The sequence below is a fragment of the Bradyrhizobium sp. MOS003 genome (assembly GCF_003020125.1).
In the GTDB taxonomy this organism is placed as follows: Bacteria; Pseudomonadota; Alphaproteobacteria; order Rhizobiales; family Xanthobacteraceae; genus Bradyrhizobium.
Genome location: NZ_PYFW01000002.1, coordinates 243800 through 270764, shown reverse-complemented (window position 1 = coordinate 270764; position 26965 = coordinate 243800). Strand labels below are relative to the sequence as shown.

The window sequence follows — 26965 nt, the reverse complement described above, 5'->3', positions numbered from 1 at the left end:
TTGTAGGCCTGTGGCAGCGGGTCATTCAGGCGACATTCATCGCAAGACTCCTATCCATTTCGGACGATCAGGAGAATGCGATGAAACTGCCCAGTCTACGGGATCACGGTTGCGGCTTCAGCGCGCCGGGAAAATGCCGCTGCAGCACCGCGGCGGGCGTGGAATAGGCTTCCTGCAGATCCACGCTCCAGTACTTCAGCTCGTCGAGCGGGATTCGCACGTCGGTGATCGCGCAGCGCACGAAGGTCCCCGGCGAGATCACGCGGAAGTCGCCGTCGAGATATTGCACTTGCGCTTCGCCATGGCCTGAGGGGCCGAACTTGTTCAGCACGGTCGAAAGTCTCCGTGGAAGGCCGCTGCCAGGAAAACTTCAAAGGGAAACCCTGGAGGGCACGATGTGTTGGACGGGATGTAGCATAGATAGGGTGGCTTGTCCGCCCGGTAAACCCACCGGTTTGTGATGTTTTGCCGCCGTTTCAGCGTGATAATGCGTGGCCGAAGGATCGCTGTATCAGGCATCTCCTGTGGCAGACACCGATGCGCCTTCGATTGACCGCCTTGTTCCTGACCCTGCTGGTGTCGGCCGCGCATGCCGCGCCGGCGCCGCAGCCGGTCGAGATTCCGCTGGCGTCGGGCGTGCTGCATGCACAGCTCTACAAGCCTGAAGGTGCGGGGCCGTTTCCGGCGGTGATCGCGCTGCACGGCTGCGGCGGCCTCGCTGGCCATTCCGATCCCGTGCTGCCGCGCTACCGCGATTGGGCCGAGCGCCTGCTCCGGGCGGGCAATGCCGTGCTGTTGCCGGACAGCTATGGCTCGCGCGACCTCGGGCCGCAATGCCGCGTCAAGGAGATGCACGTCAAGGCGCGGCGTGAGCGCGTCATCGACATCGCGGCCTCGCACGCCTGGCTGATGAAGCAGAGTTGGGTGGCGCGCAACCGCGTCAGCCTGATGGGCTGGGCCAACGGCGCCAGCGCGCTGCTCTGGGCGGTGCGACCGCAAAGCGGAGCGCGCGATCCGGGGCCGGATTTCCGCGCGGCCATCGCGTTCTATCCGGACTGCCGGATCTCCGCCGGTCTCGGCTGGAGCACGCGGGTGCCGACCCTGGTGCTGATCGGCGCCAATGACGACGTCTCCTCGCCGCCGGCCTGCCGCCAGATGGTCGAGGGCGCGCATGGCCGCAGCGCGCTCGCACGCATCGTGGTCTATCCCGGCGCCGATCACGATTTCGACCGCGCCAACACGCAGCTGCACGCACCCGGCGGCAGCAACGATCCCGCCGCGCCCGAGCACGGCCATCTCGGCACGGACGCCGAGGCGCGCGCGGAGTCGCAGAAGGACGTTGCGCAATGGCTGGCGCGGTAATTCGACTATCTTCGGGCTTCAAGCGGGGCCGCCCAGGAACAACGGCAGGCGGGGACAGCCCCGCATTGACCACCGCCCTGCACGGACTGAGATGGCCGACCGGGAATTGACGGATCGCGCGCGGCGCGGGTTTCAGCAGGTAGCGGCGCCTTAGTTCGACCACGATGTCGATTAAACGCAATCCTCATGCGCAACCGTCTCACGCTCGTCTCCGCACTGGCCGTCTTCACCGTCGCGATCTTCCTGTACGAGGCCCACGCCGGCGCCCCCCAGCGCGCGCCGGAGCATTGCGGCTTCTGGACCACGATCGACGCGGGATTGTCTTGTCGGTAGGCCGGGCTGTCTCCACATCGTCATTGCGAGCGCAGCGAAGCAATCCAGAGTCTTTCTGCGGAGGGATTCTGGATTGCTTCGTCGCTTCAGCGCAAAATTGCTCTGCAATTTTGTCGCGAGCTCCTCGCAATGACGAGATTGCGACAGCGGTTCTATACGCTCACCGTCATCGCCCGGCTTGACCGGGCGATCCAGCACGCCGAGACGGTTGTGATTCATCGAGATGCCGCGGGGTACTGGATCCCCCGCCTGCGCGGGGAATGACACCGAGATTGAAGCGCCATCGCGCCTAAAACAACGTACCCTGATCCACCGGCTTGCCCACGCGCTTGGGCGCCGGCTTTGCGTCCGCCGCGGCCGGCTTCGGCTGCGACGGCGCGCGCCTGGCCGTTGGAGCTGCACGATCCGCGTCCGCGGTGGCACCCACACGCCCATCCGCGAACTCGATCTCGAGGCGTGCGCCCGGCCCGATGCTGTCGGCCGCATGCAGCGGATGTCCCGCTTCGTCCCGCACCAGCGCGAAGCCGCGCGCGAGCACGCTGCGATAGGACAGGGCCGACAGCAGCTTGCCGCTGTTGTCGACGCGGGCCTCCAGCCGCTGCAGCAGCGTGACGATCGCCCGGCCGGCGCGTTCGCTGAGGCGATGGGTGCGCTCGCGCTGGCGGGCAATGGCGTTGCGCTGCGCCTGCGCGTTGGACAGCTTCGAGGCGCGCAGGCGAATTTCGAGTCCGGCAAACCGGTCGCGCCGTTGCCGCAGCAGCGAGCGCGTGGACAGCCCGAGCCGCTCGCCGCACACGGTGAGCCGATGGTCGGCCTGCGAGATCTGGCCGTGCAGCACCCGCAGCGTCAGCTTCGAGCTCGCGGCGGTAAACCTGCGGAAATGCGCGTGCGTGTTGGCCTTGAGACAGCGGGGCAGGGACGCGCCTGCCGAATCCAGCCGCTGCCTGGGAATGGCGAGCAGATCGCCGGCCGCGGGCAGCGCGCGCGCGGCGGCGCGCAACTCGCTGCGGCGGCTTTCGTGGGCACGCTGCCAATAGGCGCGGGTGCGGCGGCCGAGATCGGCGACCTCGACGAAGAGATCGCTGCGCACCGGCACCGCCATCTCGGCCGCGGCCGTCGGTGTCGGCGCGCGCTTGTCGGCGACGAAATCGATCAGCGTGATGTCGGTCTCGTGCCCCACCGCCGAGATCAGCGGGATCATGCTCTCGGCTGCGGCGCGCACCACGATCTCCTCGTTGAACGACCAGAGGTCCTCCAGCGAGCCGCCGCCGCGCGCGACGATCAGCACGTCGGGCCGCGGAATCTTGCCGCCCTCCGGCAGCGCATTGAAGCCGCGGATCGCGGCCGCGACCTGCTCGGCCGAGCCGTCGCCCTGCACCTTCACCGGCCACACCAGCACGCGGCGCGGAAAGCGGTCCTCCAGCCGGTGCAGGATGTCGCGGATCACCGCACCCGTGGGCGACGTCACCACGCCGATCACCTCGGGCAGCCAGGGCAGCAGCTGCTTGCGCGCCTCGTCGAACAGGCCCTCGGCGGCGAGCTTCTTCTTGCGCTCCTCCATCAGCGCCATCAGCGCGCCGATGCCGGCCGGCTCCAGCGCCTCGATCACGATCTGGTATTTCGAGGAGCCCGGATAGGTCGTCAGCTTGCCGGTCGCGATCACCTCCAGCCCCTCCTGGGGCTTGAAGCGCATCCGCCCGTGCACGCCCTTCCAGATCACCGCCTCGATCTTGGCGCTCTCGTCCTTGAGCGCGAAATAGCAATGGCCGGAGGAATGGGCGCCGCGAAAGCCGGAGATCTCGCCGCGCACCCGGACATGGCCATAGGTGTCCTCCACCGTCCGCTTCAGGGACTGGGAAAGCTCGGAGACGGTGAATTCGAAGGCGTTGTTATGGGGTTCCGCGGGCGGCATCGGACGATTCGGCATGGTGGGGTCAGACCCCCCGTTTAAGGATTTTCGCCAGCCAGCGCCAGCCTCCGCCGTCATTCCGGGGCGTCGCGAAGCGACGAGCCCGGAATCCATTCCACCGCCGACGCAAGGGTTCAACCGATCCTTCGGGCTATTTGACCTTAATCTCGCCGGCACTCGGATATTGCTTCAACGGCGAGAAGTCCATTTTCCATATATCTAGTTCGAACAGATGGCCCCGGTCATCGAGGTTTATTGTCACGCTCACAGGTACGCCATCTGAGTCGGTAAACTCTGCTTCGGCGATTTGTTTTCCGAAACGCTGATCGTAGGAGCCTGGAGGCCTAAACCTTAAGCTCCCCATATCCCCGTCTTGCATGTCCTCGACAAGAGAAGCCCCTAACGCGGCCAGAAATCTCTCTCCCGCAGGTGCGCGCTCTAACATCGTCGAAACGAGCTCCATTTCATGCGGTCGAAGATGCCTGGGTTCGCTCAAGTCACACCGATTTTCTGCCAGTATTTATGCTTCCAAGGGATGGCGCTGGCGCGTTTCGCGGAACACCGCCCGCAACACCTCGATATGATCCGTCAGCAACGCCAGCCTCCGCTCCGCCAGATTGACGGTGAAGAAGAAGCACCCACCCGGAACGAAGTTGCGGCGGTATGCGGTTATGAGGCGATCACATCATGAAACAAGCGCGATGGGTTTCGCAAGCGCTCCACCCATCCCACGGGCAGTTGTGCCGCCGATATGCATTTTGTTTTTGATAGATCCTACGTTCAGCCGGGCCATCTTCTCGATCGCATCCAACGCCTCTCAGGCTGCGGATTGGCTCCTCCAAAAGGACCATGGTGTGATGAGACTACGCCTGCGGTGCAAAGCCAGAAAGTGGGTGACCAGATACCCTACTAGCGAAACGCCTCGGCTTTTGTATGCTGGGGCGTTCTCTGGTGGAGGCAGGTGTGGGTGACGAGCAAAGTGCCGGACCGGGCTCCGGAAAAACTTGGACCTTCCTAAATACACCCCTTGTCCTTTTCGTGCTCGGAGGGGCGCTGGGTTTGATCGGGTCCGCATTCGCAGCTCAAAATAGTTGCGTCCAGGCCGCGAATGGCTTGATTAAGGACCGTGCCGAGCTGATGGACGAAATTACTCGTCGCCATCGATACGTTTTCAACTTGGTCGCGACGACGAGCGATCCGACGAAGCTTCGAAAAGGGTTTGCCAACATCCCTGCGACGAATTTCACCGGCGTCAGCTTGCGGACGTTGGCTATGCGCCTGCAGGAGATAGACGAGAGGACCTCTGCGACGCCGGTGTCGATCCCAGAGCCCCTCGCCGCATTGAAGCCAGATCGATATTGGGTCGATCATGGCCACTATAAGCCTCTGTTCGATGATATTTTAGACGGCGTGTTTCCTGAAGAGGGAGCCAAAGCCTATCCCGATGTCTTTAAGGAATACGCTGCGGAGCATGCGAAGATCCTAAACTTCCAAGAGCGTCTGGCTGGGCACATCAAGATCGAGCCTAGCTGCACCCCCGTTAAGGCTGCTAGCGAGTACGTCTTTGGCAATAAACCTCAGATCATTGCCATCGGCCCGTATCCTCCGAAAATCAATTAGCGGCTACTTGAAAGCCGCTTCTGTCGCCCGGGCTAGTCTGTCGCTCTCGATCAGCTCGTAGGGTGGGTTGAGCCCTTGCGAAACCCATCGCTTCTCTATCTCTGCTCACCGTAATCGCGGCCGTCATCTGACTGATCGCCGGCCCAATCGACCGGGTAATTGCCAAGCTTGACGTGGCGATGAAACGAGGAGGAAGCCCAGTCACGCACCCGATTGACGAGCCCGTGCTTGACCGCATTGATATGAACATAGTTGACATGCCGGACGAAATCGCCTTCGTCGCGAATGGTATGCTCCCAAAATCTGCGTTGCCAGATGCCCCGCTCACCTTTGGCCGCGCGGCTTTGGGATATCCTCTCGTTGCGCGCCAAACCGCGCGAAAAGTTGGATTTGATTAGCTGCCAGCGGATCGCAAAATCGGCATCGCCTTCCGGTAACGTCCACACCGTGTGAAGGTGGTCAGGCAGCACCACGATGGCGTCGATCGTGAACGGATGGCGCTGGCGCGTTTCGCGAAACGCTTCGCGCAATACCTCGACATGATCTGTCAACAACGCCAGCCTCCGCTCCGCCAGATTGACGGTGAAGAAGAAACAGCACCAGGTACGAAGCTGCGGCGTACGCGGTCATGACGCGACGTTACCACGAAACAAGTGCGATGGGTTTCGCAAGGGCTCAACCCATCTTACGGGCTGGAACGGCGTCAAGAGCCGGGAGGTCAAGTACGGTACTCACGAAGAGCTTTTGTGGAAGATACGCAATCGCTTGTAGGGGCGGCTTCCGCTGGTTCTTCTCATTTTATACTGTCTTTTCGGCAGACACGCGGGGCGGCCACGCTGAGGATGCAATTCTTCTCCTGGACGAGCCAGGCCTTTAGCTCAGCATTTGGTTCTCACTCCTGCTGGCGGCGCAGGGAAGGTCAGCTATCCCGGCACGCTCGAGCTGGAGGATTCCCTTGCGCTGCCGACCTATCTGCGAGCGCATGCGCTCGATCTCCGAGCGACCAAGTCGGTTTTGTGCGTGTCCTAACCTAGGATTTCCTCCAAGTCTCGCCACCAATCCGCCTTAGTTTTGCCTAACGCATTAGTTGCAATTACACTTGCGATAAACCGGCTGAGCCGGGAACGGTAAACCTGATGATTGCTTGTATCGCAGGGAGCTTTGCTGGACGGTCTTGAGATAACTGGCGCCCCGAAACATCGCTTTCGGATCCCCGTGGGGGAATAGTCATAAGCTCAGCCACCAAACGAGGCATCCGCACGCAGAGTATAGACATTGTGGGGTGGTCCCCCACTCCAGACCCTAGCTAGGTCTGGTCTTTGCCTAACCAGCAAAGTAGGCGCCTGGCGTTAGCCACCCGGGCGCCTTGTCTATTTGGGCGTCAGTAAACCTCACCGGTGCGGCGAATTCCGTCAGTGGTCGGTACCTGATCCTACAAGGAGAGAAGGTAGAAGGGCTTCGCACGACCCGAATGACGGGGAGTTCGGGGCAAGACCCCTTCACACCCACCCCGATTCATGCGACCTCCGCCCCAGCAAAACCCCTCATTCTGAGCCCTCGATGCACATTCTCCTGCTCGGTTCCGGCGGCCGCGAACATGCCCTCGCATGGAAGATCGCAGCCTCCCCCCTGGTGACCAAACTCTGGTGCGCGCCCGGCAATGCCGGCATCGCGCGCGAGGCGGAGTGCGTGGCGCTGGATGTCGCGGACCATGCGGCGGTGATCGCCTTCTGCAAGCAGAACAAGGTCGAGCTCGTTGTGGTCGGGCCGGAGACGCCGCTGGCGGCCGGCATCGTCGATGACCTCACGGCCGCCGGCATCAAGGCGTTCGGGCCGGACAAGATCCCCGCCCAGCTCGAAAGCTCCAAGGGATTCACCAAGGCGCTGTGCACCGAGTTCGGCATTCCCACCGGCGCCTACCAGCGCTTCACCAAGGCCGATGATGCGCGCGCCTATGTGCAGAGCCAGGGCGCGCCGATCGTGGTGAAGGCCGATGGCCTTGCCGCCGGCAAGGGCGTCGTGGTCGCCAAGACCGTGCGCGAGGCCGAGGACGCCATCGCCATGATGTTCGAGGGCGCGTTCGGCGAGGCTGGCGCCGAAGTCGTGATCGAGGAGTTTCTGCCGGGCCGCGAGATCAGCTTCTTTGCGCTGTGCGACGGCGAGACCGCGATTCCGTTGGCCTCCGCGCAGGACCATAAGCGCGTGTTCGACCACGATGTCGGGCCGAACACCGGCGGCATGGGCGCCTATTCGCCGACGCCGCTGGTGACGCCTCAGGTCCATGACGCGATCATGGCGAAGATCATCCTGCCGACGGTCGCCGGCATGAAGAGCCGCGGCACGCCGTTCCGCGGCATTCTCTATGCCGGCATCATGCTGACGACGCAGGGCCCAAAGCTGTTCGAGTTCAACGTCCGCTTCGGCGACCCTGAATGCCAGGTGCTGATGCTGCGCATGATGAGCGACATCGTACCGGCGCTGCTCGCCGCCTGCGACGGGCAGCTGAAGAATTTCGATCTGCGCTGGCACAAGGAAAGCGCGATCACCGTGGTGATGGCGGCGAAGGGCTATCCCGGCGACTATCAGAAGGGCACGCGGATCGAGGGGCTCGATGACGCGGCGAAGGTCGACACTGTCGAGATCTTCCACGCCGGCACGGTGGCGAAGGATGGCGCCATCCTCGCCAATGGCGGCCGCGTGCTCAATGTCTGCGCGCTGGGCGCGACCGTCACCGAGGCGCAGGCCCGCGCCTACCAGGCCGTCGACCGCATCAACTGGCCCGAAGGCTTCTGCCGCCGCGACATCGGCTGGCAGGCGGTGGAGGCTGAGAAGGGCAAGAGCTGACAAGACCATGAGCTGACAGGCTTTTTTGCTCGCGCGCGCCATTTCGGCCGTGCCCGTCGGCACTCCAAAAAAACGCAGGCAGGGGTTGAACTTAGCTACTGTGCATGGGGTTGTTTTCGCACTTTTGGGGTCGAGGGCCGACCCCGCCTGAGCCCATCAAGGATGCAACAAGATGTCCGATCTCGCCGACCTCTATCCGGGCTTTGCGTCCGAATGGATCGATACCTCGTTCGGCCGCATCTTCGCCCGCGTCGGCGGCAAGGGCCCACCGCTGCTGCTGTTGCACGGCTTCTCCGAGACCAACGTGATGTGGCACCGCGTGGCGCCTGAGCTCGCGGAGGCCTTCACGCTGATCATCGCCGACCTGCCGGGCTATGGCTGGTCCGACATGCCCGAGAGCGATGCGCTGCACATGCCCTACAGCAAGCGCGCCATGGCCAAGGCGATGGTGGAAGCGATGGAGCGGCTCGGTCACGTCCACTTCGCGCTGGCCGGCCACGACCGCGGCGGCCGCGTCTCGTATCGATTGGCGCTCGACCATCCCGGCCGGCTGTCGAAGCTCGCGGTGCTCGATATCCTGCCGACCTATGATTACTGGGAACGGATGAACCGCGCCTACGCGCTGAAGATCTATCACTGGACCTTCCTGGCCCAGCCCGCGCCGCTGCCGGAGACGCTGATATCAGGGCAGGGCGAGTTCTTCCTGCGCTTCAAGATGGCGAGCCAGACCAAATCGAAGACGCTGGACGCGATCGACAAGCGCGCGCTCGAACACTACCTCGCCCCGTTCCGCGATCCCGCCCGCATCCACGCGATGTGCGAGGATTACCGTGCCGGCGCCTATTTCGACTACGATCTCGACAAGGCCGATTTCGAAGCCGGCAAGAAGATCACGATCCCGATGCTGGCGCTGTGGGGCAACGCCGGCATCGCGCAGGCCGCCGCGACGCCGCTCGACACGTGGAAGCAATGGGCGACCAACGTGGAGGGCATGCCGGTGGACTCCGGCCACTTCCTCACAGAGGAGAATCCGGACGTGACCGCGAAAGCGCTGCGCGAGTTCTTTACGGGCTGATGCCCCGCTGTGCGCCCAACACTCAGCTGTCATCGTCCGCGAAGGCGGACGATCCAGTACTCCGTGACGGCGATGATTGATCCGAGAAGCCGCGGCGTACTGGATGCCCCGCCTGCGCGGGGCATGACGGCGGAGTTTGGAGCAATCACCTCCGCTCCCGAAAGAACTCCCTGAGCAGCCGCGCCGCCTCGCTCTCGCCGACGCCGGAATAGACGTCCGGGGCGTGGTGGCAGGTCGGCGCGGCGAAGAAGCGCACGCCTGATTCGACCGCGCCGCCCTTGGGGTCGGCGGCGCCGTAATAGAGCCGCCTCACCCTTGCAAACGAGATCGCGCCCGCACACATGGTGCAGGGCTCCAGCGTCACGTAGAGGTCGCAGTCCACCAGGCGCTCGCTGCCGATCTTTTTCGCCGCCTCGCGCAGCGCTATGATTTCGGCATGGCCGGTGGGGTCGCGGTCGGTGAGCGTCCGGTTGGCGCCTGTGGCAATGACCTCGTCCTTGCGGACCACCACGCAGCCGATAGGAACTTCGCCCGCTTTTCCGGCATTTTCGGCCGCCAGAAGCGCCAAATCCATGAAAGAGGGGGCTTTCAAGCCTCGTATCATCGCAAGAAACCTGCTAGTAGCTGCGCCTTCAGCAGAAGTGCTTACCGGTTTTGCCTGGGCTTGCGGCTCCCAACGAGCGCGCACAATGCCCAATGGCCACCCCCTCGAGTGAGATCATTCATGCCTCGCGACAGCCACAAAAACAACGATTCCCGCGGCCGGCGAGGCCCTCCCAAGGGTGGCCGCAGCGGCAAGCCGCGTGGCCCCGAGAAGAAGTTCGCCAAGCGCGGCCCCGAGGGCAGGAGCGACGCCCGCCCGCCCCGTGGCGACCGCGACAGCCGTCCGTTCCGCCCCCGCGCGGACGGCGATGCCCCGCGCCGCGATTTCAGCGACCGGCCGAACTTCAAGCGCGACGACCGTGGCGGCGAAGGCCGCGGCGAGCGCAGCTTCAAGCCGCGTGGCGACCGGCCTTTCTCCGATCGCTCCTCGCGCGACGGCGAGAAGCGCCCGTTCAAGCCGCGCGGTGATCGGCCGTCCTATGGCCGCGACGACCGTCCGCCGCGCCGGGATCGCGACGAGTCCCGCCCCGCCGGCCGGACCGGTGACAGAAAGTTCGGCGACAAGAAGCCCTACGCACCGCGCGGCGACCGTCCGGACCGCAAGTTCGACGGCGAGCGGAAATTCTCGCGCGGCGCACCCGATCGCTCCTCGCGTGATGGCGAGAAGCGCCCGTTCAAGCCGCGCGGCGACCGCCCGAATTTCGACCGCGGTGATCGTGCGCCGCGCGGCGACCGTCCGGAGCGCAAGTTCGACGGCGAGCGAAAGTTTTCGCGAGGCGCACCGGATCGCGATCGCGGGCCGCGCAAGGATTTCGGTGGTCGTGACCGCGGCGGGGACAAGCCCTGGCAGAAGCGCGAAGGCGGCGGCGGTGATGATCGTCCGCGCTTCTCGCGTTCGCGCGACGATCGTCCGTCAGGCGATCGTCCGTTCCGCGAGCGGCCCAAATTCGATCGTCCCCGCGACGACCGTCCGAAGTTCGACCGGCCCCGCCGTGACGGCGATGGTGACCGCGGCGGACGTGGCGGCGACCGGCCGACATTCAACCGGCCGCGCGAGCGCTCGGAAGGCCGTTCCGACTGGCACGAGCATCCGCGCAGCGAGGGCCGTTTCGGCGATCGTCCGCGCCGTGAAAACGAGGACGAGAGCCGGATCTTCGAGAAGCGCCCCGCCTTCGGCGGCCGCGGCGCCTATCGCGAGCGCGACCGTGATTCCGATCGCCGCCCGCGCCGGGAGGAAGAGCCGAAGCCGAAGAAGGCCGGCGAACGGATCGCCAAGGCGCTGGCCCGCGCGGGGCTGGCCTCGCGCCGCGATGCCGAGGAGATGGTCACGCAGGGCCGTGTCACCGTCAACGGTCGCGTCATCAACTCGCCCGCGCTCGACATCACCAAGAACGACGTCGTTCTGGTCGACGGCAAGCCGTTGCCGGAGCGCGAGCGCACGCGGCTGTTCCTCTATCACAAGCCGCGCGGGCTGATGACCACGCATGACGACCCCGAGGGTCGTCCGACCGTGTTCGACAATCTGCCGGAAGGCCTGCCGCGGCTGATCAGCGTCGGCCGGCTCGATTTCAACACCGAGGGCCTCTTGCTGCTCACCAATGACGGCGGGCTGGCGCGCACGCTCGAGCTGCCGGACACCGGCTGGCTGCGCCGCTATCGCGTTCGCGCCCATGGCGACGTCACCCAGGCGCAGCTCGACGCGCTCAAGGACGGCGTCGAGATCGAGGGCGTCAAATACGGCCCGATCGACGCGACGCTGGAGCGCGACCAGGGCGCCAATGTCTGGCTGGTGTTCGCGATCCGCGAAGGCAAGAACCGCGAGGTGCGCAATGTCTGCGCGCATCTCGGGCTCGAGGTGAACCGGCTGATCCGCGTCTCCTACGGTCCGTTCCAGCTCGGCGAGGTGCCCGAAGGCCAGGTCGAGGAGATCAAGTCCCGCGTGCTTCGCGACCAGCTCGGCGAGAAGATCATCGAGAAGTCGGGTGCGCAGTTCGACACGCCGTCGAAATCCGCGCGCGTCGACGATGCGCCAGCCGAAAAGAAGCCCGCCAGCAAGCGTGGCGTGATCGCTGACCGCAAGGGCCGCCGCGTGCTGGTGCAGCGCACCGGCAGCGAGGAGGCGCGCGAGCGCAACGAGGCCGAGGCCGCCGGCTACGGCCCGCCGCGCCGTCCCAAGCGCGGCTATCACGGCAAGCGCGACCTGACGCCGAAGGACGGCGAGTAGGCTCAATGCCTGGAGCGACGCCGACACCGCGCAACAGGTCGTCACGGCCGGGCTTGACCCGGCCATCCACGTTTTGCTTGAGTTCAAGGCTGAGAAACTTGGATGCCCGGGACAAGCCCGGGCATGACGGAGTCGTGTGATGCGCGTCGTCGGCGGTCGCTTGAAGGGGCGCAATCTCGCTTCACCGTCCTCGCGCGACATCCGCCCCACCGCGGACCGCCTGCGCGAATCCGTCTTCAATATCCTCGTGCACGCCTATGACGATCCGATTGCGGACGCGCGCGTGCTCGATCTCTTTGCCGGCACCGGCGCGCTCGGCATCGAGGCGTCGTCACGCGGCGCGAAGTTCACGCTGTTCGTCGACAACGGCGCGGAGGCCCGGGCGCTGCTGCGCAACAATGTGGAATCGTTGGGCTTAGGCGGCGTCACCAAGGTCTATCGCCGCGATGCCACCGATCTCGGCCCCGCGCATCCCGTCGAGCCGTTCTCGCTGGCATTCCTCGATCCGCCCTACGGCAAGGGCTTTGCCGAGAAGGCGCTCGCGAGCTTGCGCGACGGCGGCTGGCTCACCCCGGGCGCGTTGCTCGTGGTGGAAGAGGCAAAGGCCGCGCAGTTCGTGACGCCGGAAGGCTACGAGGAATTGGAGCGGCGCGCGTATGACGACACGGAGTTCGTGTTTTTGAAGAGATCGTAGGGTGGGTTAGCGAAAGCGTAACCCACCTCTTTGATTTCCGCGGAAACAGACGTGGTGGATTACGCCTTCGGCTAATCCACCCTACAAGATCACCTTCGCCCGAACAGCTTCTCCACGTCGCTCAGCTTCAGCTCGACATAGGTCGGCCGGCCGTGATTGCACTGGCCGGAGTTCGGGGTGTCCTCCATCTCGCGGAGCAGGGCGTTCATCTCCTCCGGCCGCAGCCTGCGGCCGGCGCGCACCGAGCCGTGGCAGGCCATGGTCGCCGCGACGTGCATCAGGCGGCGCTCCAGCGGCAGCGCCTCGTCCCACTCGGCCATGTGCTCGGAGAGATCGCGCAGGAGGCCGCCCGCATTGGTCTTGCCGAGCAGCGAGGGCGTCTCGCGCACCGCGACCGCGCCGGGGCCGAAGGATTCAATGGCGAGGCCGAATGACGCCAGCTCCTCGCTGCGCTCCAGCAGGCGCTCGACCGTGGCTTCGTCCATCTCGACGATCTCGGGGATCAAGAGGATCTGCCGCTGCACGCCGTTCGCCGCCAGCGAGGCCTTCAGCCGCTCATAGACGATGCGCTCATGCGCGGCGTGCTGGTCGACGATGATGAGGCCGTCGCGCGTCTGCGAGACGATATAGGTCTCGTGGATCTGCGTGCGCGCAGCGCCGAGCGGACGGTCGACGAAATCGCTGATGGGCTGCGACTCGATCCGCACGTCCGCGCTGGGCGCGCCGACATCGAAGGCCGCCTGCGAACGCTCGGCAAAGGCAGGCGCGGCGGCGCCCTCGAACGACGGCATCGGCGCAACGGGCGCGGATGGTGAAGCGCGCCAGTCCCAGCTTGCGGGACGCGGCGTGAAGGCGGGCCGGAACGCGGACAGGGCGCTCTCGCCGCTGTTGGCGGCTGTGCGGCGGCCCTCGCGCGCGAGCCCTTCCTTCAGTCCGTGCACGATCAGCGCGCGGACGAGGCCGGCGTTGCGGAATCGCACCTCGGTCTTGGCGGGATGGACGTTGGCGTCGACCTCGCGTGGATCCAGCGTGACGAACAGCGCCAGCACCGGATGGCGGTCGCGCGGCAGATAGTCGGCATAGGCGCCACGCACGGCGCCGAGAATCAGCTTGTCGCGGACCGGGCGGCCGTTGACGAAGAGATATTGCCCGAGCGCGTTGGCCTTGGTCAGCGCAGGCGCCGCAGCATAGCCGGCGACGACCACGCCCTCGCGTTCGGCGTGGACCTCGAAAGCGTGGCTGCGAAACTCAGCGCCCAGGATATCGCCGAGCCGGGTCAGCCGCCCGGCCGCGCCGGGCAACGCGGCGCTCCAGGTCACCGGCGCGCGCTCCTCGCCGGCCAGCGTGAAGGCGATATCGGGCCGCGCCATCGCGAGGCGCCTGACCACCTCGCGGATCGCCTCGGCTTCGGTGCGGTCGGTCTTCAGGAATTTCAGCCGCGCCGGCGTCGCGTAGAAGAGATCGTTGACCTCGACGCGGGTGCCATGCGCCAGCGCCGCCGGCATGATCTCGGATTTCTCGCCGCCTTCGACAGTAAGCGCCCAGGCATGAGGCTCACTGGCGTGGCGCGTCGTAATCGACAGTCGTGCCACGGAGCCGATCGAGGGCAGCGCTTCGCCGCGGAATCCGAGCGTGCGGATCTGGAGCAGATCCTCGTCGTCGAGCTTGGAGGTGGCGTGGCGTTCGACCGCGAGCGCCAAGTCCTTCGCGGTCATGCCGCCGCCGTCATCGGTGATGCCGATCCGCCGCCGGCCGCCGCCATCGGTGAAGACGTCGATCCGGCTGGCGCCGGCATCGATGGCGTTCTCGACCAGTTCCTTGACCACGCTCGCCGGACGCTCGACCACCTCGCCGGCGGCGATGCGGTTGACGACCTGTTCTGGAAGCTGGCGGACGGGCATGGGGGGACTCGAAAGGGCGATCAGGCGTTCAATTTAGTCCCGATGACGCGCAATTGCATGCGGCATGCCCGCGCTGCCCACATCTACCGGCATCGCCTCCGTTCGGAGGGAACGCGGCTAGTCGTCGAAACTGCGGCCTCCGCCGCGTCCGGCCTTGACGTCGCTGCGGCGCTTCTTGCCCTCGAGGCGGCGTTGCTTGGAGCCGAAAGTCGGCTTGGTCGCGCGCCGCGGCTTCGGCCGCACCATGGCCTCAGTCAGGATCTCGACGAGCCGGTCGATGGCGTCCTGCCGGTTACGTTCCTGGGTGCGGAAGCGCTGGGCGTGGATCACGATCACGCCGTCCTTGGTCATGCGCTGGCCTGCGATGCGGGCGAGCCGGATCGCTGCATCTTCCGGCAAGGTCAGCTTGCGTGCGTCGAAGCGCAGTTGGGCCGCGGTCGACAATTTGTTGACGTTCTGCCCGCCCGGGCCGGAGGCACGGACGAAGCCGATCTCGATGTCTTCCTCGTCGATGACGAGATCGCGGGATATCCGCAGCATGGTGGCACCATTCGTGTCATCAGGACATATCGCGGAACATCCACGTTCGGCAATGGTGCCTGGTGGAAACGCAAATGGCCGGGCGAGCCCGGCCATTTCAGAACATTCGAAAAGGGACGTCAGTTCGACTTCGTCGCCGGCGCTGCTGCGGTTGGCTGCGCTGCGGCTTGCGGGGCGCGGCCGACGACGACGGTCAGGAGGCCCTGGCCCCAGAGGCGCTTGGCGGCGGCCTTGGCATCGTCCAGCGTGACGGCATCGACGATGGCGTTGCGCTTCTCGATATAGTCGATCGGCAGCCTGTCCTGCTGATACTGCAGCAGCGCCTGCGCCAGCTTGGAGGAGGTGTCGAGCGCCAGCATCTGCGAGCCCTTGAGGTAGGACTTGGCCTCGTCCAGCTCCTTCTGGGTCGGACCTTCTTCCGCGATCCGGCGCACTTCCTTGTCGATGGCGTCGATGGTGTCGCCGGCACGATCGGCACGCGTGCCGGTGTTGCCGATGAAGATCGCCGAATGCTCCATCCAGAGCAGCGATTCGAACACCGAATAGGCCAGCCCGCGCTTCTCGCGCACCTCGTGATAAAGGCGCGAAGACAATCCGCCGCCGCCGAGGATGTGATTGACGACGTAGGCCGCCATGAAGTTCGGGTCGTTGCGCTTCACCCCGGGGCCGCCGAACGTGATCACGGTCTGCGGCACGTCGAGAGTCACGAAGGCGCGTTGCGGCGGCTTTGCAGCCTCGACGTCGGGGACCGGCGTGAGGTTGGCTTTGGCGGGCAGGCTGCCGAAGGTGTGGTCGAGCAGCTTGCCGAGCGTCGCCGGGTCGACATCGCCGACGACAGCGATCTTCAATCCGTCCTTCGCAAGCACGCGGCCGACATAGTCCTTCATGTCGGCAACGGTGATGGTCGGCACGCTGTCGAGGGTGCCGTTGGTCTGCCGGCCATAGGGATGATCGCCGAAGGCGACCTCCAGGAATTTGCGGCTCGCCAGCGAGGTCGGGTTGGTGGTCTCGCGGCGCAGCCCCGAGATGACCTGCGAGCGGATGCGCTCGACGTCGGCGGTGTCAAAATGCGGCGAGGTCAGCGCACTCCTCAGCAGGTCGAAGGCCTCGTCCTTGTTGTCGCGCAGCATGCGCAGGCTGCCGCGGAAGGTGTCGCGGGTGGCGCTGAAGGAGAGCTCGATGGCGCGGCGGTCGAGCCGCTCGTGGAAGGTCTTGGAATCGAGATCACCGGAGCCTTCGTCGAGGAGGTCACCGACGAGGTTGGCGACGCCCGACTTGTCCTTGGGATCCTGGGCCGAGCCGCCGGCAAAGGAATATTCCATCGCGATCAGCGGCACGGTTGCGTCCTGCACGAACCAGGCCTCGATGCCGCCGGGCGAAACCAGACGCTGGATCTTTGCGGCGGCCTGTGACGGCGAGAGCGAGGCGAGCGCAAGCGCAGCGCCGGTGGCAAGGGAGAATGCAGCGCGTCGAAGGAAGGGATAGGTCACGAACGCTTCTCCTCGCGCTTGGCGGCACTGGTGTCCTTGATCAGATAGCCCGTCACCGAGCGCTTCTTCTCGAGCCATTTCTGCGCGACGGCGCGGACCTGCTCGGCGGTGACCGCGCGGATGCGGTCGGGCCAGCTCCTGATGTCCTCGATCGACAGGCCGGTGGTCAGCGCGCCGCCATACCAGCGTGCCAGCACCGCCTGGTTGTCCTGGGCGTAGATCGCTTCCGCGATCAGCTGGGTCTTCACCCGCTCCAGATCCTCTGCGCGGATCGGGTTCTGCGCGACATTGGCGATGACGGCGTCGACCGCCTGCTCGACCTCTGCGAAGCTGATGCCGGGTTTCGGCGCGGCCGAGACCGCGAACTGGGTCGGATCTAGCGAGATGCTCGAATAGCTGGCGTTGGCAGAGACTGCGAGCGGCTTGTCGACGACGAGGGCGCGGTAGAGATAGGAATTGCTGCCGCTGCCCATCAGCTGTGCGAGCACGTCGAGGGCGGCGCTTTCACCGGCCGCGGCCGTGGTCGCCGAGGGCACCAGATAATAACGCCGCATGCTCGGCTGCTCGACGCGCGGGTCGGCCAGCGTGACGGTGCGCGGCGCGGCCGGCTCCGGCTCCTGCGGACGGACGCGCCGTGCCGGGATCGCAGGCTGGGCCGGGATCGCGCCGAAATTGCGCTCGACCAGCGGGCGGATGTCGGCGGCCTCGACGTCGCCGGCGATCACCAGGATCGCGTTGTTCGGCGCGTAGAAGCGGCGGTAGAAGGCGAGCGCGTCCTCGCGATCGAGCTTCTCGATCTCCTGATGCCAGCCGATCACGGGGCGTCCGTAGGGATGATTGAGATAGAGCGCGGCCATGATCTGCTCGTTTAGCCGCGCGTCCGGATTGTTGGCGACGCGCATGTTGTATTCTTCGAGCACGACGTCGCGCTCGGGCAGCACGTTCTCGTCCTTGAGGATGAGGCCGGTCATGCGATCGGCCTCGAACTCCATCATGGTCGCCAGCTGCTCTTTCGGCACGCGCTGGTAATAGTTGGTGTAGTCGACCGAGGTCGAGGCATTCTCGTTGCCGCCGACGCGAAGCACGGTCTGCGAGAATTCGCCGACCGGATGCTTCGAGGTGCCCTTGAACATCAGGTGCTCGAGGAAGTGGGCAAGGCCCGACTTGCCCGGCGTTTCGTCGGCCGAACCGACCTTGTACCAGATCATCTCGGTGACGACGGGCGTGCGGTGATCGGGGATCACCACGACCTGCATGCCGTTGCCGAGCGTGAAGCTGGCGGGCGGGGCCGATGTTACCGTGGTCTGGGCAAGAGCCGCGCCTGATGTCAGGACACTGGTCGAAAGCAGCGCGGCAAGGAGACAGGCAGCCGATCGGTTTGCGGACATCATGATCCTTTAGGAAAGACCGAGGTCCGGATGTCCGGCTCGGAGGCACGGCATGCTACACCGTGCGGCTGAGGCTTCGCGTCACGAAGCAGAGAACTCAACGCGGTGGCAAGTTACTGATCAGCAATTTATGCACCTCGGCCGGCGTACATGATCGCCGGCGCGGGGTTTCGCGTCTGCAGGACAGGAACGCTATTGTTCCTTGTCCTTGCCCGACATGATGTCGAAATAGGTCCGCCGCGACTTGTCCTCTCCGGCGCCATAGGCATAGCTCGGCGACGGCGTCTGATAGCCGGGCGGAGGCTCGACCAGCGATTGGCGCGGAGGCTCGGTGGTGAATTGCTTGGTCTCGCCTTTGCCGCCGACGCCCTTCATCATATTCCACAGACCGCCGGAGAAGCCGAGTTCGGCGGGGCTCAGTGACGGATTGCCGTTGGTGCCCGGCTGGATCGGGTCGTTGCTTGTCCGGGGGGCTGCGGCGACCTCGCCGGCCTTCATCTCGGCGGGCGTCAGCGGCCGGGCGACCTGCCAGTTTTCCGTTTCCTTGGTCGCCTTCTTGCGCGCGGCGATGGCTTCCTTGCGGCGCTTCTCCTCGGGATCCTTGGGCCAGTTCGGCGCAGCCTTGGCTTCGGTCGCAGGCGGCGGCAGATCGAGCTTGGGCGGCACGACCAGCGGCGAGCGCTCGCGGTATTCGATGCCCTTCTTCTCCATGCTCTTGGCGCCGATGCCGGACATCAGATTGTCGATGATCTTCTCTTCGAAGGTCATCCCGTCATCGTCATCGTCGTCGTCACCGGCGCGGGCTGCGCCGGCCGACATGACGAGACCGATGCCGAGCGCGACCGCGGACAATTTCAACGCCCGCCAAAGCCCCGATCGGGGGTCTCGAACCATCGACATGCTGGTCTTCGAGCTGCGCATCACAGTACCTGTTCCATATTGTGTCAGATCGCCGCTCGTATGCGGCAAACCCTCGCAAAGGCCGGGTTCCACCTGCCGGTCCGTATCGGCCGGGATCAGGGCGCTTTTGCGGCGGGTACCCCCAGGAAGGAATCATACAATAGCGCCGCCACCCCAGCAACGATGGCCACGTCCGCGAGGTTAAACACATACCAATTATAGGTATTTCCGCCAATCTCGATGTGGAGCAGGGCGAAATCGACCACCGCGCCATAGGCCAGGCGGTCGATGCCGTTGCCGATGGCCCCGCCGATGATCAGCCCCAGCGCGACCGTGGCAAGCCGGGTGTGCGAGCGGGCCATCCAGATCCCCAGCGCGACCACGGCGATGGCCTTGACGGCCATCAGCGCCAGCTGCGCCGCCTGGCTGTCGTTCTGGAGCCAGCCGAAACTGATGCCGATGTTCCAGGCCAGCACCAGGTCGAAGAACGGCGTCACCTTCACCACGCCGAGACGGGCGAGGTCGAACACGTTCAGCAGCCAGAGCTTTGAGGCCTGGTCGGCCACCAGCGTGACCAGGGCCGCGAGGATGCCGGCGCGGAGCGGGGTCATGGCCGGGGGATCAGACCGCCACCCCCAACGCCTTCCATTCGCGCAGCGCCTTGGCGTCGCGCGGGGTGACGTCGGGGTATTCAGCGTCTTCGCCGACCGTCGGGGAGATCTTCCAGGAGCGGGCGCATTTGGTGCCGACCGCCTTCTCGACGATAACCGCGACACCGGGCACGGCATCGAGCCGGAATGCCGAAGCCGGAGCCTCGCCCTCACGTACCTCGTAATTCGAGGTGATGCAGATCTCGGCGAGGTCGACGTCGAACAGCGTCATCAGCATGTCCCGGTCGGCGACGTAGATCACCGGTGACGCCTCCAGCGACGAGCCGATGTTCTTGGCGGCCCGTTCGAGCTCGAGCGCGCCGGTGACGACGCGGCGGACGTTGCGGATCGTCTCCCATTTCGCGGCGAGCTTGTCGTCGCGCAAGGCTTCGAGATCGGTCGGGAACAGCGTCAGATGCACCGACGGTTCGGCATCGGGCCGGTACATGCGCCAGCCTTCCTCCGCGGTGAAGCTGAGGACCGGCGCCAGCCATTTCAGGACCGAGGCGCACAACAGGTCGATTGTCGTCAGCGCCGCCTTGCGCGTCGGCGACGACGGTGGATCGCAATAGAGCGTGTCCTTGCGGATGTCGAAATAGAACGCCGAGAGCTCGCTGTTCAGGAAAGCGGACAGGATCGCGACCACCGACTTGAAGTCGAACTCCTGATAGGCCTTGCCGATGGCGGCGGCGCGGATCGCGAGCTCGTGCAGCATAAGCCGCTCGAGCTCGGGCATCTCGGCGGGCGCGACCGCGTCGGCCGGCTTGTAATGATGCAGCGTGCCGAGCATCCAGCGCACGGTGTTGCGCAGCTTGCGGTAGGTCTCGACGGTGTTCTTCAGGATTTCGGGACCGATGCGCTGGTCGTCGGTGTAGTCGCAGGACGCGACCCAGAGCCGGAGGATGTCGGCACCGGATTCCTTGATGACCGACTGCGGCTCGATGGTGTTGCCGAGCGACTTCGACATCTTGCGGCCGTCCTCGGCCTGGGTGAAGCCGTGGGTCAGCACGATGTCGTAGGGAGCCCGACCGCGGGTGCCGCAGCTCTCCAGCAGCGAGGAGTGGAACCAGCCGCGATGCTGGTCCGAGCCTTCCAGATACATCACCGTATCGGTGCCGCCGTCGACCTTGCGCTTGATGCCCGACAGCCCCGGGAAATGCACGGGGTCTTCGAGCACGAAGGCGTGCGTCGAGCCGGAATCGAACCAGACGTCGAGAATGTCGTCGACCTTCTGCCAGTCTTCATTGGCGCGGGCGCCCAGGAAGCGCTCGCGCGCGCCTTTGGCGTACCAGGCGTCGGCGCCTTCCTGCTCGAAGGCCTCGCCGATACGGCTGTTGACGGCTTCGTCCTGAAGGATCTCGGCGGAGCCGTCGCCCTTCTCGCGCACGAACACGGCGATCGGCACGCCCCAGGCGCGCTGGCGCGAGATCACCCAATCGGGCCGCGCCTCGATCATGCCGTTGATGCGGTTCTCGCCGGACGGCGGCACCCATTGAGTCACGGAGATCGCGTGCAGCGCGCGGGCGCGCAGCGTGTCGCCGCTCTTCGCCGTGCCTCCCTGCGCCACGTCCTTGTCCATCGCGATGAACCATTGCGGCGTGTTGCGGAAGATCACCGGCTTCTTGGAGCGCCATGAGTGCGGATATTGATGCTTGAGCCGGCCGCGCGCCAGCAGCATGCCTCTTTCGACGAGTGCCTTGATCACGGCCTCGTTGGCGTCGCCCTTCTCGCCCTTGTCGTTGATGACACGCTTGCCGGTAAAGCCCGGCGCATGATCGGTGTAGGCGCCGTTCTCGTCGACGGTGTAGGGGATCGCCGTCGTGATGCCGCGCGCGTCGAGATCGCGCGCCTCTCCCATCCAGACATCGAAGTCCTCGCGGCCATGGCCGGGCGCGGTGTGCACGAAGCCGGTGCCGGTGTCGTCGGTAACGTGGTCACCGGGCAGCAGCGGCACGACGAAGTCGTAGCCGCCGGCAAGGCCCTTCAGCGGATGGGCGCATTCGATGGCGTCCATGGTGTCGCCGGGCACGTCGCGCACCTTCTCGAAGGTCGTCACGCGGGCCTGCTTGAAGACCTCTTCGGCGAGCGCGTCGGCAAGGATCAGGAGATCGCCGGTCCTGGTCCAATTGTCGGCGGGCGCGTCCGTCACCTTGTAGAGGCTATAGGCGATCTTCGGCGAGAACGAGATGGCGCGGTTGCCCGGCAGCGTCCAGGGCGTGGTGGTCCAGATCACGACGCTCGCGGTGGCAAGCGCACCGTGCGCGGGCGAGGTGACCGGAAACTTCACCCACACCGTATCGGAGGTGTGGTCCTCGTACTCCACCTCGGCTTCGGCGAGCGCGGTCTTCTCGACCACGCTCCACATCACCGGCTTGGAGCCGCGATAGAGCGTGCCGTTGGCGGCGAACTTCATCAGCTCGCGCGCGATCTGGGCTTCGGCCGGGTAGCTCATGGTGGCGTAGGGATGATCCCAGTCGCCGATGACGCCGAGGCGTTTGAACTCCTCGCGTTGCACGCCGAGCCAGTGCGTGGCGTAGGCGCGGCACTCCTTCCGGAAATCGATCATCGCGGTCGAGTCGCGGAAATCGGGCTTCTGCTTGCCCTTCTTGCGATAGTGTTCTTCCTCGACCTTCCACTCGATCGGCAGGCCGTGGCAGTCCCAACCCGGCACGTAGTTGGAATCGAAGCCGAGCATCTGCTGGCTCTTGGTGACGAGATCCTTCAGGATCTTGTTCAGCGCCGTGCCGATATGGATGTTGCCGTTGGCATAGGGCGGGCCGTCATGCAGCACGAACTTGGCGCGGCCCTTCGCACTCTGGCGCAGCTTCTCGTAGAGGCCGATCTCGTACCAGCGCTTGAGGATCTCCGGCTCGCGCTGCGGCAGGCCGGCGCGCATCGGGAATTCGGTCTGCGGCAGGAACAGGGTCTTGGAATAGTCTTTGGCGTCTGACTTTTGCGGCTTTTCGGACATGAGGCTGACTGGCTCGGAATGGCGCGGGAAACGGATGGCGATGCGGAATCGCGGGGTGAAACGTCAAAATCCCGGTCTTGCGCCGAGCCGAAAGCTCAGGCGGAAGCCGGGCCGCTAATCCCTATGATGCGCCGCGCAAACATGGGCACTCCATAGCAGGGGGCCAAGGGAAGCGCAAAGGTTCGGGGACGCCGGGTTCGGCCCTCAATCGACGATGCCGAGCCGTGGAAACGCGTCCGGTGCGGCGGACAGGATGGCACGGGCACGGGCGGAATCGTCGTCCATCTGCCGGATCAGGGCCTCGAGACCCTCGAATTTCAGCTCCTCGCGGATGAAGCCGACGAAGGCGCAGTCCAGATTCTGCCCATAGAGGTCGCCCTTGAAGTCGAACAGGAAGATTTCGAGCAGGGGCGCGCCATTATCAAAGGTCGGGCGGCGGCCGAAGCTTGCCACCCCCTCGAGCCGCTCGGGCCCGCGGCCGACACGCACCGCGTAGATGCCGTGCTTCAGCCCGCAATTGGCGTCCAGGCGGATGTTGGCGGTGGGATAGCCGAGGTCGCGGCCGCGCTTCTCGCCGTGGATCACCTCGCCGGTGACGAACCAGGGCGCCCCCAGCATGGTGGTGGCCTCGTCGAGCAGGCCTTCGGCGAGCGCCATCCGGATCGCGCTGGAGGAGACCGGCCTCTCGTCGAAGTCGACATGCGGCTGCACATCGACCTCGATGCCGAGCCGGGGCGCTTCGTTGACGAGAAGGCTCGGCGAGCCGACCCGTCCCTTGCCGAAATGGAAGTCGTAGCCGACCGCGATCCCGCTGACGCCGAGCCGCCCGATCAGGTCATGGTGAATGAAGTCTTGCGCGCTGGTTCCGGCACGGGCCTTGTCGAAGCTCATGACCACGGCGCCGGCAAGCCCGGTGCCGGCCAGAAGCCGCAGCTTGGCCCGCTCGTCCGTCAGGCGGAATTGAGGAGTATTGGGGCTGAAAAATCGCCGCGGATGCGGCTCGAAGGTCAATGCCAGGGCGGGTCGGCCTTGCGCTCGGCCCATTTCCAGGGCTGCGGCGATCACGGCGCGGTGGCCGAGATGAACCCCGTCGAAATTGCCCATGGCGACCACGGCCCCCCTGGGAATGGCGGAGTCCGGCGTGGTGTCGCGGATAACGGTAAAATGCGGAGCCATCAGGGGAATTCTCGAACCGGCGGGACCGGCCGGGACCGTGGCGCGACCGGCTGGATGAAGTCAAGCGGGAGGGGGCGGCCGCATCGAATGCGATTTCAGTCCCTGGGGGGCGTCCCCAATTAACGCGCTGTTTAACGCCTTGGTGCTAGTCCTTGGGCGTGGAACTGCCGGGGCTTCGGGCCGGGGCAGGTCTGATCGTAATATTCCTGGTTTGCGTTGGGGGAGTCGAGATGGCGGTTGATTTGTCGATGCCGGTTTTGGTGGTGGATGACTACAGCACCATGATCCGTATCATCAGGAATCTGCTGAAGCAGCTTGGCTTCGAGAACATCGATGATGCCAGCGATGGTTCGGCAGCGCTGAACAAGATGCGCGGCAAGAAGTATGGGCTCGTGATCTCCGACTGGAACATGGAGCCGATGACGGGCTACGACCTGCTGCGCGAAGTGCGCGCGGATCCGAACCTCGCCACCACGCCCTTCATCATGATCACGGCGGAATCCAAGACCGAGAACGTGATCGCGGCCAAGAAGGCCGGCGTGAACAACTACATCGTCAAGCCGTTCAATGCGGCGACGCTGAAGACCAAGATCGAGGCGGTCTTCCCGGACATGGCGAGCGCGTAAGCGCGCTCCTCGCCGGATCAACAATTCTCCATCGAGACCGTCATGCCCGGGCTTGTCCCGGGCATCCACGTTTTTGGATGGAAGAAGGAAGGCGTGGATGGCCGGGACAAGCCCGGCCATGGCGGCGACTGGGGCTCAGCAATTCGTCTAGGCTGGCGTCGGTCTAAGCTGCGCCATCACCACTTCAATTCGCGCATCAGCGCCTTCGGCGGGTGGCCGAACAGCTCCATCACGGAGTTCGGGTCGAGCTGGTCGAGGCCCTCGAATTCCTCGGCATGGATGCCGCGGGTCACGAACAGGCAGTCGATGCCGAATTCGCGCGCGCCGGTTAAGTCGGTGCGGACGGAATCGCCGATCGCCAGAACTTTTTTCCGGTCGATCGGATGGCCCTGGCGTTCACCGGCGAGCGCCATTGCGCGTTCGTAAATCGGGCGGTGCGGCTTGCCGTAGAAGATCACTTCGCCGCCGAGCTCGCGGTAGAGCTCCGCGATGGCGCCGGCGCAATAGATCAGCCGGTCGCCGCGTTCCACCACGATGTCGGGGTTGGCGCAGACCAGCGTCAGCTTGCGCTCGCGCGCCTTCAGCATCATGCCGCGATAGTCTTCCGCCGTTTCGGTCTCGTCGTCGTAGAGGCCGGTGCAGACGATGTAGTCGGCTTCCTCAAGCGGCGCGGTTTTCGCATCGAGGCCGCGATAGATCGAGTTGTCGCGCTCGGGGCCGAGCCAGAACATCTTGCGGCCGGGATGCTCGGCGACATAGAGCCGGGTCAGGTCGCCGGATGAAACGATGGCGTCATAGGTCTCGTCGGCGACGCCGAGCTTGCGCAATTGCCGCTGCACGCTGTCCGCCGGCCGCGGCGCGTTGGTGATCAGGATCACCGTACCCCCGCGGCTGCGATAGGTGTGCAGCGCCTCGCAGGCTTCGGGGAAGGATTCGAGGCCGTTGTGAACCACGCCCCAGATGTCGCTGAGCACGACATCGACGCCGCCCACGAGCTCGCGCAGGCTTTCGGCGAAATGCAGCGTGGTCATGATGCGCGCGGCCGATCAGATACGGCGCGCGAGCGCCGCGTTGCCGGTGATGCGTTGTGCCGGAGGCGCGGCTGAGGTTGCGGCAGATGTCGCGCCTGGGCTGGGGGAAGCGGAGCCATTGGATCCCTGAATGTCCTGCGCCTGGGGCGGCGCGGCCCCGCCGGTAGCAGATGCCCCCTCCGGCCGCAATGGCCGGGGCGGCGCGAACAGGAAGCCCTGGCCGAACCGCACGTCATAGTCGAGCAGGTCCACGACCGCGCGCTCGCCTTCGATCCGTTCCGCGATCAGGTCGATGCCGAAGCGGCCGAGCAGGTCGGAGAGGTCGGAAGGATGGATGTCCGAGGTCGAGGCCTGCCTGGGGTCGAGCAGCAGCGTGGCCGGCACCTTGATGAAGCGCACGCCGCGGTCGGCCAGCTCGCGCGGCTCGATCCTGAGATCCGTGACGTGGTCGATCGAGAAACGGAAGCCGCGCTGGGCCAGTGCGGCGAGGTTCTCGGTCTCGGCCGGGCCGAGATTGCGGAAGGTCGATTGCTTGAACTCCAGCACCAGTGAGGGCGCCAGCGCCCGGTTGGCTTCGAGGAAGTCGAGGCATTGCGCGAAGGTGGTGGAATTGCCGAGCGTCGACGCCGCGACGTTGCAGAACACGCCGACGTCCTTGTTGCGCACCATCAGGCGCCGCAGCACCTGCACACAGCGCAGCATCACCATGTTGTCGATGCGCCCGATCAGCCCCGACGCTTCCGCGATGCTGATGAACTCCTCGGCGGCGATCAGCTGGTCGCGATCGTCGCGCAGGCGCGTCACCGCTTCGTAGAACCGCACCTTGCGCTGCGGCAGCGTCACCATCGGCTGCAGGAAGATGTCGATGCGGTTTTCGTCGATCGCGTTGCGCAGCGTCGCCAGCAGTTGAGTCTGGTTGCGTCCGGCGGTCTGGACCGGGGGGGCGGTCTGGGCCTGGATCGACGGCCCGGGCCGCGGCTGCGCCACCGGCGGCGGCGGTGCTGAGGGAAGCGGGGGAGGGGCGACGGGCTGTTCCTCGAACGCCGTCATCAGGTCGATCTGGGCTTCCGGTTCCTGTCTGGCGATCGAAGCGGGAACGGGAGCGGGCGCCGGCGCATTGCCGGCCAACAGATCCTCATGGGTCGACACGGTGGTGGCGAGCTGCCTGACCAATCCGCCGAGCTCGTTGATCTCGCCGACCACCGACTGGATCCGGTCGGAGTTGGTCGAATTGGACGAGGCGATGCGTCCCTCGATTGCAGCCAGCCGGCGGCCGAACTCAGCCACCTGGCGGGCGAGGTCGGCGGTGCCGCGCGACAGATCGGCGATCTGGCCGCCGACGTCGTTGCGGTCGCGCAGCCGCATCGACACCGCGTTGTAGAGGATCAGGAAGGTCAGCGCGGTCAGCGCCACGATCCCGGATTCAGTCCCGCTGATGCCGGCGACGGCGTAGAGCACAAGCCCGAGCGAGGCCGCGACCAGAACCATGCAGATGGCGATGAAGATCGTCGAAATGCGAATCATGCCGCGCGTTATGCCTCAAGAGCTGACTGCCTAACCCGGGAAAACAGGGGTCGCCGTGCGAACCCGCCGCGCCTCGTGCTCCCCCAAGCCGCGAGACCTTAACA

General features: G+C 65.4%; 23 protein-coding genes and 1 pseudogene. 9 read left to right on the top strand and 15 right to left on the bottom strand.

Annotated features, from left to right (window positions below):
* Positions 1-103: 103 nt before the first annotated feature.
* On the bottom strand, positions 104-331 hold the full coding sequence (locus C7G42_RS11730; protein ID WP_106949149.1) for a DUF2093 domain-containing protein: 228 nt from the start codon (positions 329-331) through the stop codon (positions 104-106).
* A 206-nt stretch (positions 332-537) separates the two neighbouring features.
* On the opposite strand from C7G42_RS11730, the gene C7G42_RS11725 reads away from it, so the two are divergent.
* Positions 538-1362, top strand: a complete 825-nt coding sequence (locus tag C7G42_RS11725; RefSeq protein WP_106949148.1) for a dienelactone hydrolase family protein — start codon at positions 538-540, stop codon at positions 1360-1362.
* A gap of 186 nt (positions 1363-1548) precedes the next feature.
* Positions 1549-1695 (top strand): hypothetical protein, encoded by a 147-nt coding sequence (locus tag C7G42_RS11720; RefSeq protein WP_106949147.1) that lies wholly within the window; start codon positions 1549-1551, stop codon positions 1693-1695.
* A 289-nt stretch (positions 1696-1984) separates the two neighbouring features.
* Here C7G42_RS11720 and xseA read toward each other — a convergent pair whose 3' ends face one another.
* Positions 1985-3607, bottom strand: coding sequence for an exodeoxyribonuclease VII large subunit (gene xseA, locus C7G42_RS11710; protein WP_199580908.1), 1623 nt, complete (start codon positions 3605-3607; stop codon positions 1985-1987).
* A gap of 148 nt (positions 3608-3755) precedes the next feature.
* Positions 3756-4067 carry a DUF6984 family protein gene (locus C7G42_RS11705; protein WP_106949144.1) on the bottom strand — a complete coding sequence of 104 codons (312 nt, stop codon included), beginning with the start codon at positions 4065-4067 and terminating at the stop codon, positions 3756-3758.
* 3 nt (positions 4068-4070) lie between these two features.
* Between C7G42_RS11705 and C7G42_RS36230 the strand changes: the two genes are divergently transcribed.
* On the top strand, positions 4071-4295 hold the full coding sequence (locus tag C7G42_RS36230) for a hypothetical protein (RefSeq protein WP_158537584.1): 225 nt from the start codon (positions 4071-4073) through the stop codon (positions 4293-4295).
* Between the two features lie 272 nt (positions 4296-4567).
* Positions 4568-5224 carry a hypothetical protein gene (locus C7G42_RS11695; RefSeq protein WP_147250242.1) on the top strand — a complete coding sequence of 219 codons (657 nt, stop codon included), beginning with the start codon at positions 4568-4570 and terminating at the stop codon, positions 5222-5224.
* A 95-nt stretch (positions 5225-5319) separates the two neighbouring features.
* Here the strand turns inward: C7G42_RS11695 and C7G42_RS11690 are convergent.
* Positions 5320-5870 (bottom strand): annotated as a pseudogene (locus tag C7G42_RS11690) (REP-associated tyrosine transposase).
* 914 nt (positions 5871-6784) lie between these two features.
* On the opposite strand from C7G42_RS11690, the gene purD reads away from it, so the two are divergent.
* Both purD and C7G42_RS11675 read left to right on the top strand, forming a co-directional pair.
* A complete protein-coding gene (gene purD, locus C7G42_RS11680) occupies positions 6785-8068 on the top strand; it encodes a phosphoribosylamine--glycine ligase (protein WP_106949140.1) in 1284 nt (427 codons plus the stop codon).
* A 172-nt stretch (positions 8069-8240) separates the two neighbouring features.
* Complete coding sequence (locus tag C7G42_RS11675) at positions 8241-9143, top strand: alpha/beta fold hydrolase (protein WP_106949139.1); 903 nt, start codon at positions 8241-8243, stop codon at positions 9141-9143.
* Positions 9144-9288: 145 nt separating this feature from the next.
* Here C7G42_RS11675 and C7G42_RS11670 read toward each other — a convergent pair whose 3' ends face one another.
* A complete protein-coding gene (locus C7G42_RS11670) occupies positions 9289-9747 on the bottom strand; it encodes a nucleoside deaminase (protein ID WP_106949138.1) in 459 nt (152 codons plus the stop codon).
* Between the two features lie 120 nt (positions 9748-9867).
* On the opposite strand from C7G42_RS11670, the gene C7G42_RS11665 reads away from it, so the two are divergent.
* Positions 9868-11970 (top strand): pseudouridine synthase, encoded by a 2103-nt coding sequence (locus C7G42_RS11665; protein ID WP_199580850.1) that lies wholly within the window; start codon positions 9868-9870, stop codon positions 11968-11970.
* Positions 11971-12109: 139 nt separating this feature from the next.
* A complete protein-coding gene (gene rsmD, locus C7G42_RS11660) occupies positions 12110-12664 on the top strand; it encodes a 16S rRNA (guanine(966)-N(2))-methyltransferase RsmD (RefSeq protein WP_106949136.1) in 555 nt (184 codons plus the stop codon).
* 89 nt (positions 12665-12753) lie between these two features.
* Here rsmD and mutL read toward each other — a convergent pair whose 3' ends face one another.
* From mutL to C7G42_RS11620, 8 genes are all read right to left on the bottom strand, one after another.
* Entirely contained in the window at positions 12754-14565 is a 1812-nt protein-coding gene (gene mutL / locus C7G42_RS11655; RefSeq protein ID WP_106949135.1) for a DNA mismatch repair endonuclease MutL, read from the bottom strand.
* Positions 14566-14682: 117 nt separating this feature from the next.
* On the bottom strand, positions 14683-15105 hold the full coding sequence (arfB, locus tag C7G42_RS11650) for an alternative ribosome rescue aminoacyl-tRNA hydrolase ArfB (protein ID WP_106949134.1): 423 nt from the start codon (positions 15103-15105) through the stop codon (positions 14683-14685).
* Between the two features lie 119 nt (positions 15106-15224).
* Complete coding sequence (locus tag C7G42_RS11645) at positions 15225-16595, bottom strand: M16 family metallopeptidase (RefSeq protein ID WP_199580849.1); 1371 nt, start codon at positions 16593-16595, stop codon at positions 15225-15227.
* Positions 16592-17986: a M16 family metallopeptidase gene (locus C7G42_RS11640; protein WP_502694200.1), complete on the bottom strand. Its 1395-nt coding sequence runs from the start codon at positions 17984-17986 to the stop codon at positions 16592-16594. Before C7G42_RS11640 ends, C7G42_RS11645 begins: the two co-directional genes overlap by 4 nt.
* A gap of 189 nt (positions 17987-18175) precedes the next feature.
* A complete protein-coding gene (locus C7G42_RS11635; RefSeq protein WP_199580848.1) occupies positions 18176-18904 on the bottom strand; it encodes a hypothetical protein in 729 nt (242 codons plus the stop codon).
* 95 nt (positions 18905-18999) lie between these two features.
* Complete coding sequence (lspA, locus tag C7G42_RS11630) at positions 19000-19494, bottom strand: signal peptidase II (RefSeq protein WP_106949131.1); 495 nt, start codon at positions 19492-19494, stop codon at positions 19000-19002.
* 10 nt (positions 19495-19504) lie between these two features.
* Positions 19505-22504: an isoleucine--tRNA ligase gene (gene ileS / locus C7G42_RS11625; protein WP_106949130.1), complete on the bottom strand. Its 3000-nt coding sequence runs from the start codon at positions 22502-22504 to the stop codon at positions 19505-19507.
* A 204-nt stretch (positions 22505-22708) separates the two neighbouring features.
* On the bottom strand, positions 22709-23680 hold the full coding sequence (locus tag C7G42_RS11620) for a bifunctional riboflavin kinase/FAD synthetase (protein ID WP_106949129.1): 972 nt from the start codon (positions 23678-23680) through the stop codon (positions 22709-22711).
* 230 nt (positions 23681-23910) lie between these two features.
* Here C7G42_RS11620 and C7G42_RS11615 point away from each other — a divergent pair, with 230 nt between their 5' ends.
* Positions 23911-24306 carry a response regulator gene (locus tag C7G42_RS11615; RefSeq protein WP_008567674.1) on the top strand — a complete coding sequence of 132 codons (396 nt, stop codon included), beginning with the start codon at positions 23911-23913 and terminating at the stop codon, positions 24304-24306.
* A 176-nt stretch (positions 24307-24482) separates the two neighbouring features.
* Here C7G42_RS11615 and C7G42_RS11610 read toward each other — a convergent pair whose 3' ends face one another.
* Both C7G42_RS11610 and C7G42_RS11605 read right to left on the bottom strand, forming a co-directional pair.
* Positions 24483-25337, bottom strand: coding sequence for a TIGR01459 family HAD-type hydrolase (locus C7G42_RS11610; protein ID WP_106949128.1), 855 nt, complete (start codon positions 25335-25337; stop codon positions 24483-24485).
* Positions 25338-25352: 15 nt separating this feature from the next.
* Complete coding sequence (locus C7G42_RS11605) at positions 25353-26861, bottom strand: EAL domain-containing protein (protein ID WP_106949127.1); 1509 nt, start codon at positions 26859-26861, stop codon at positions 25353-25355.
* Positions 26862-26965: the final 104 nt, after the last annotated feature.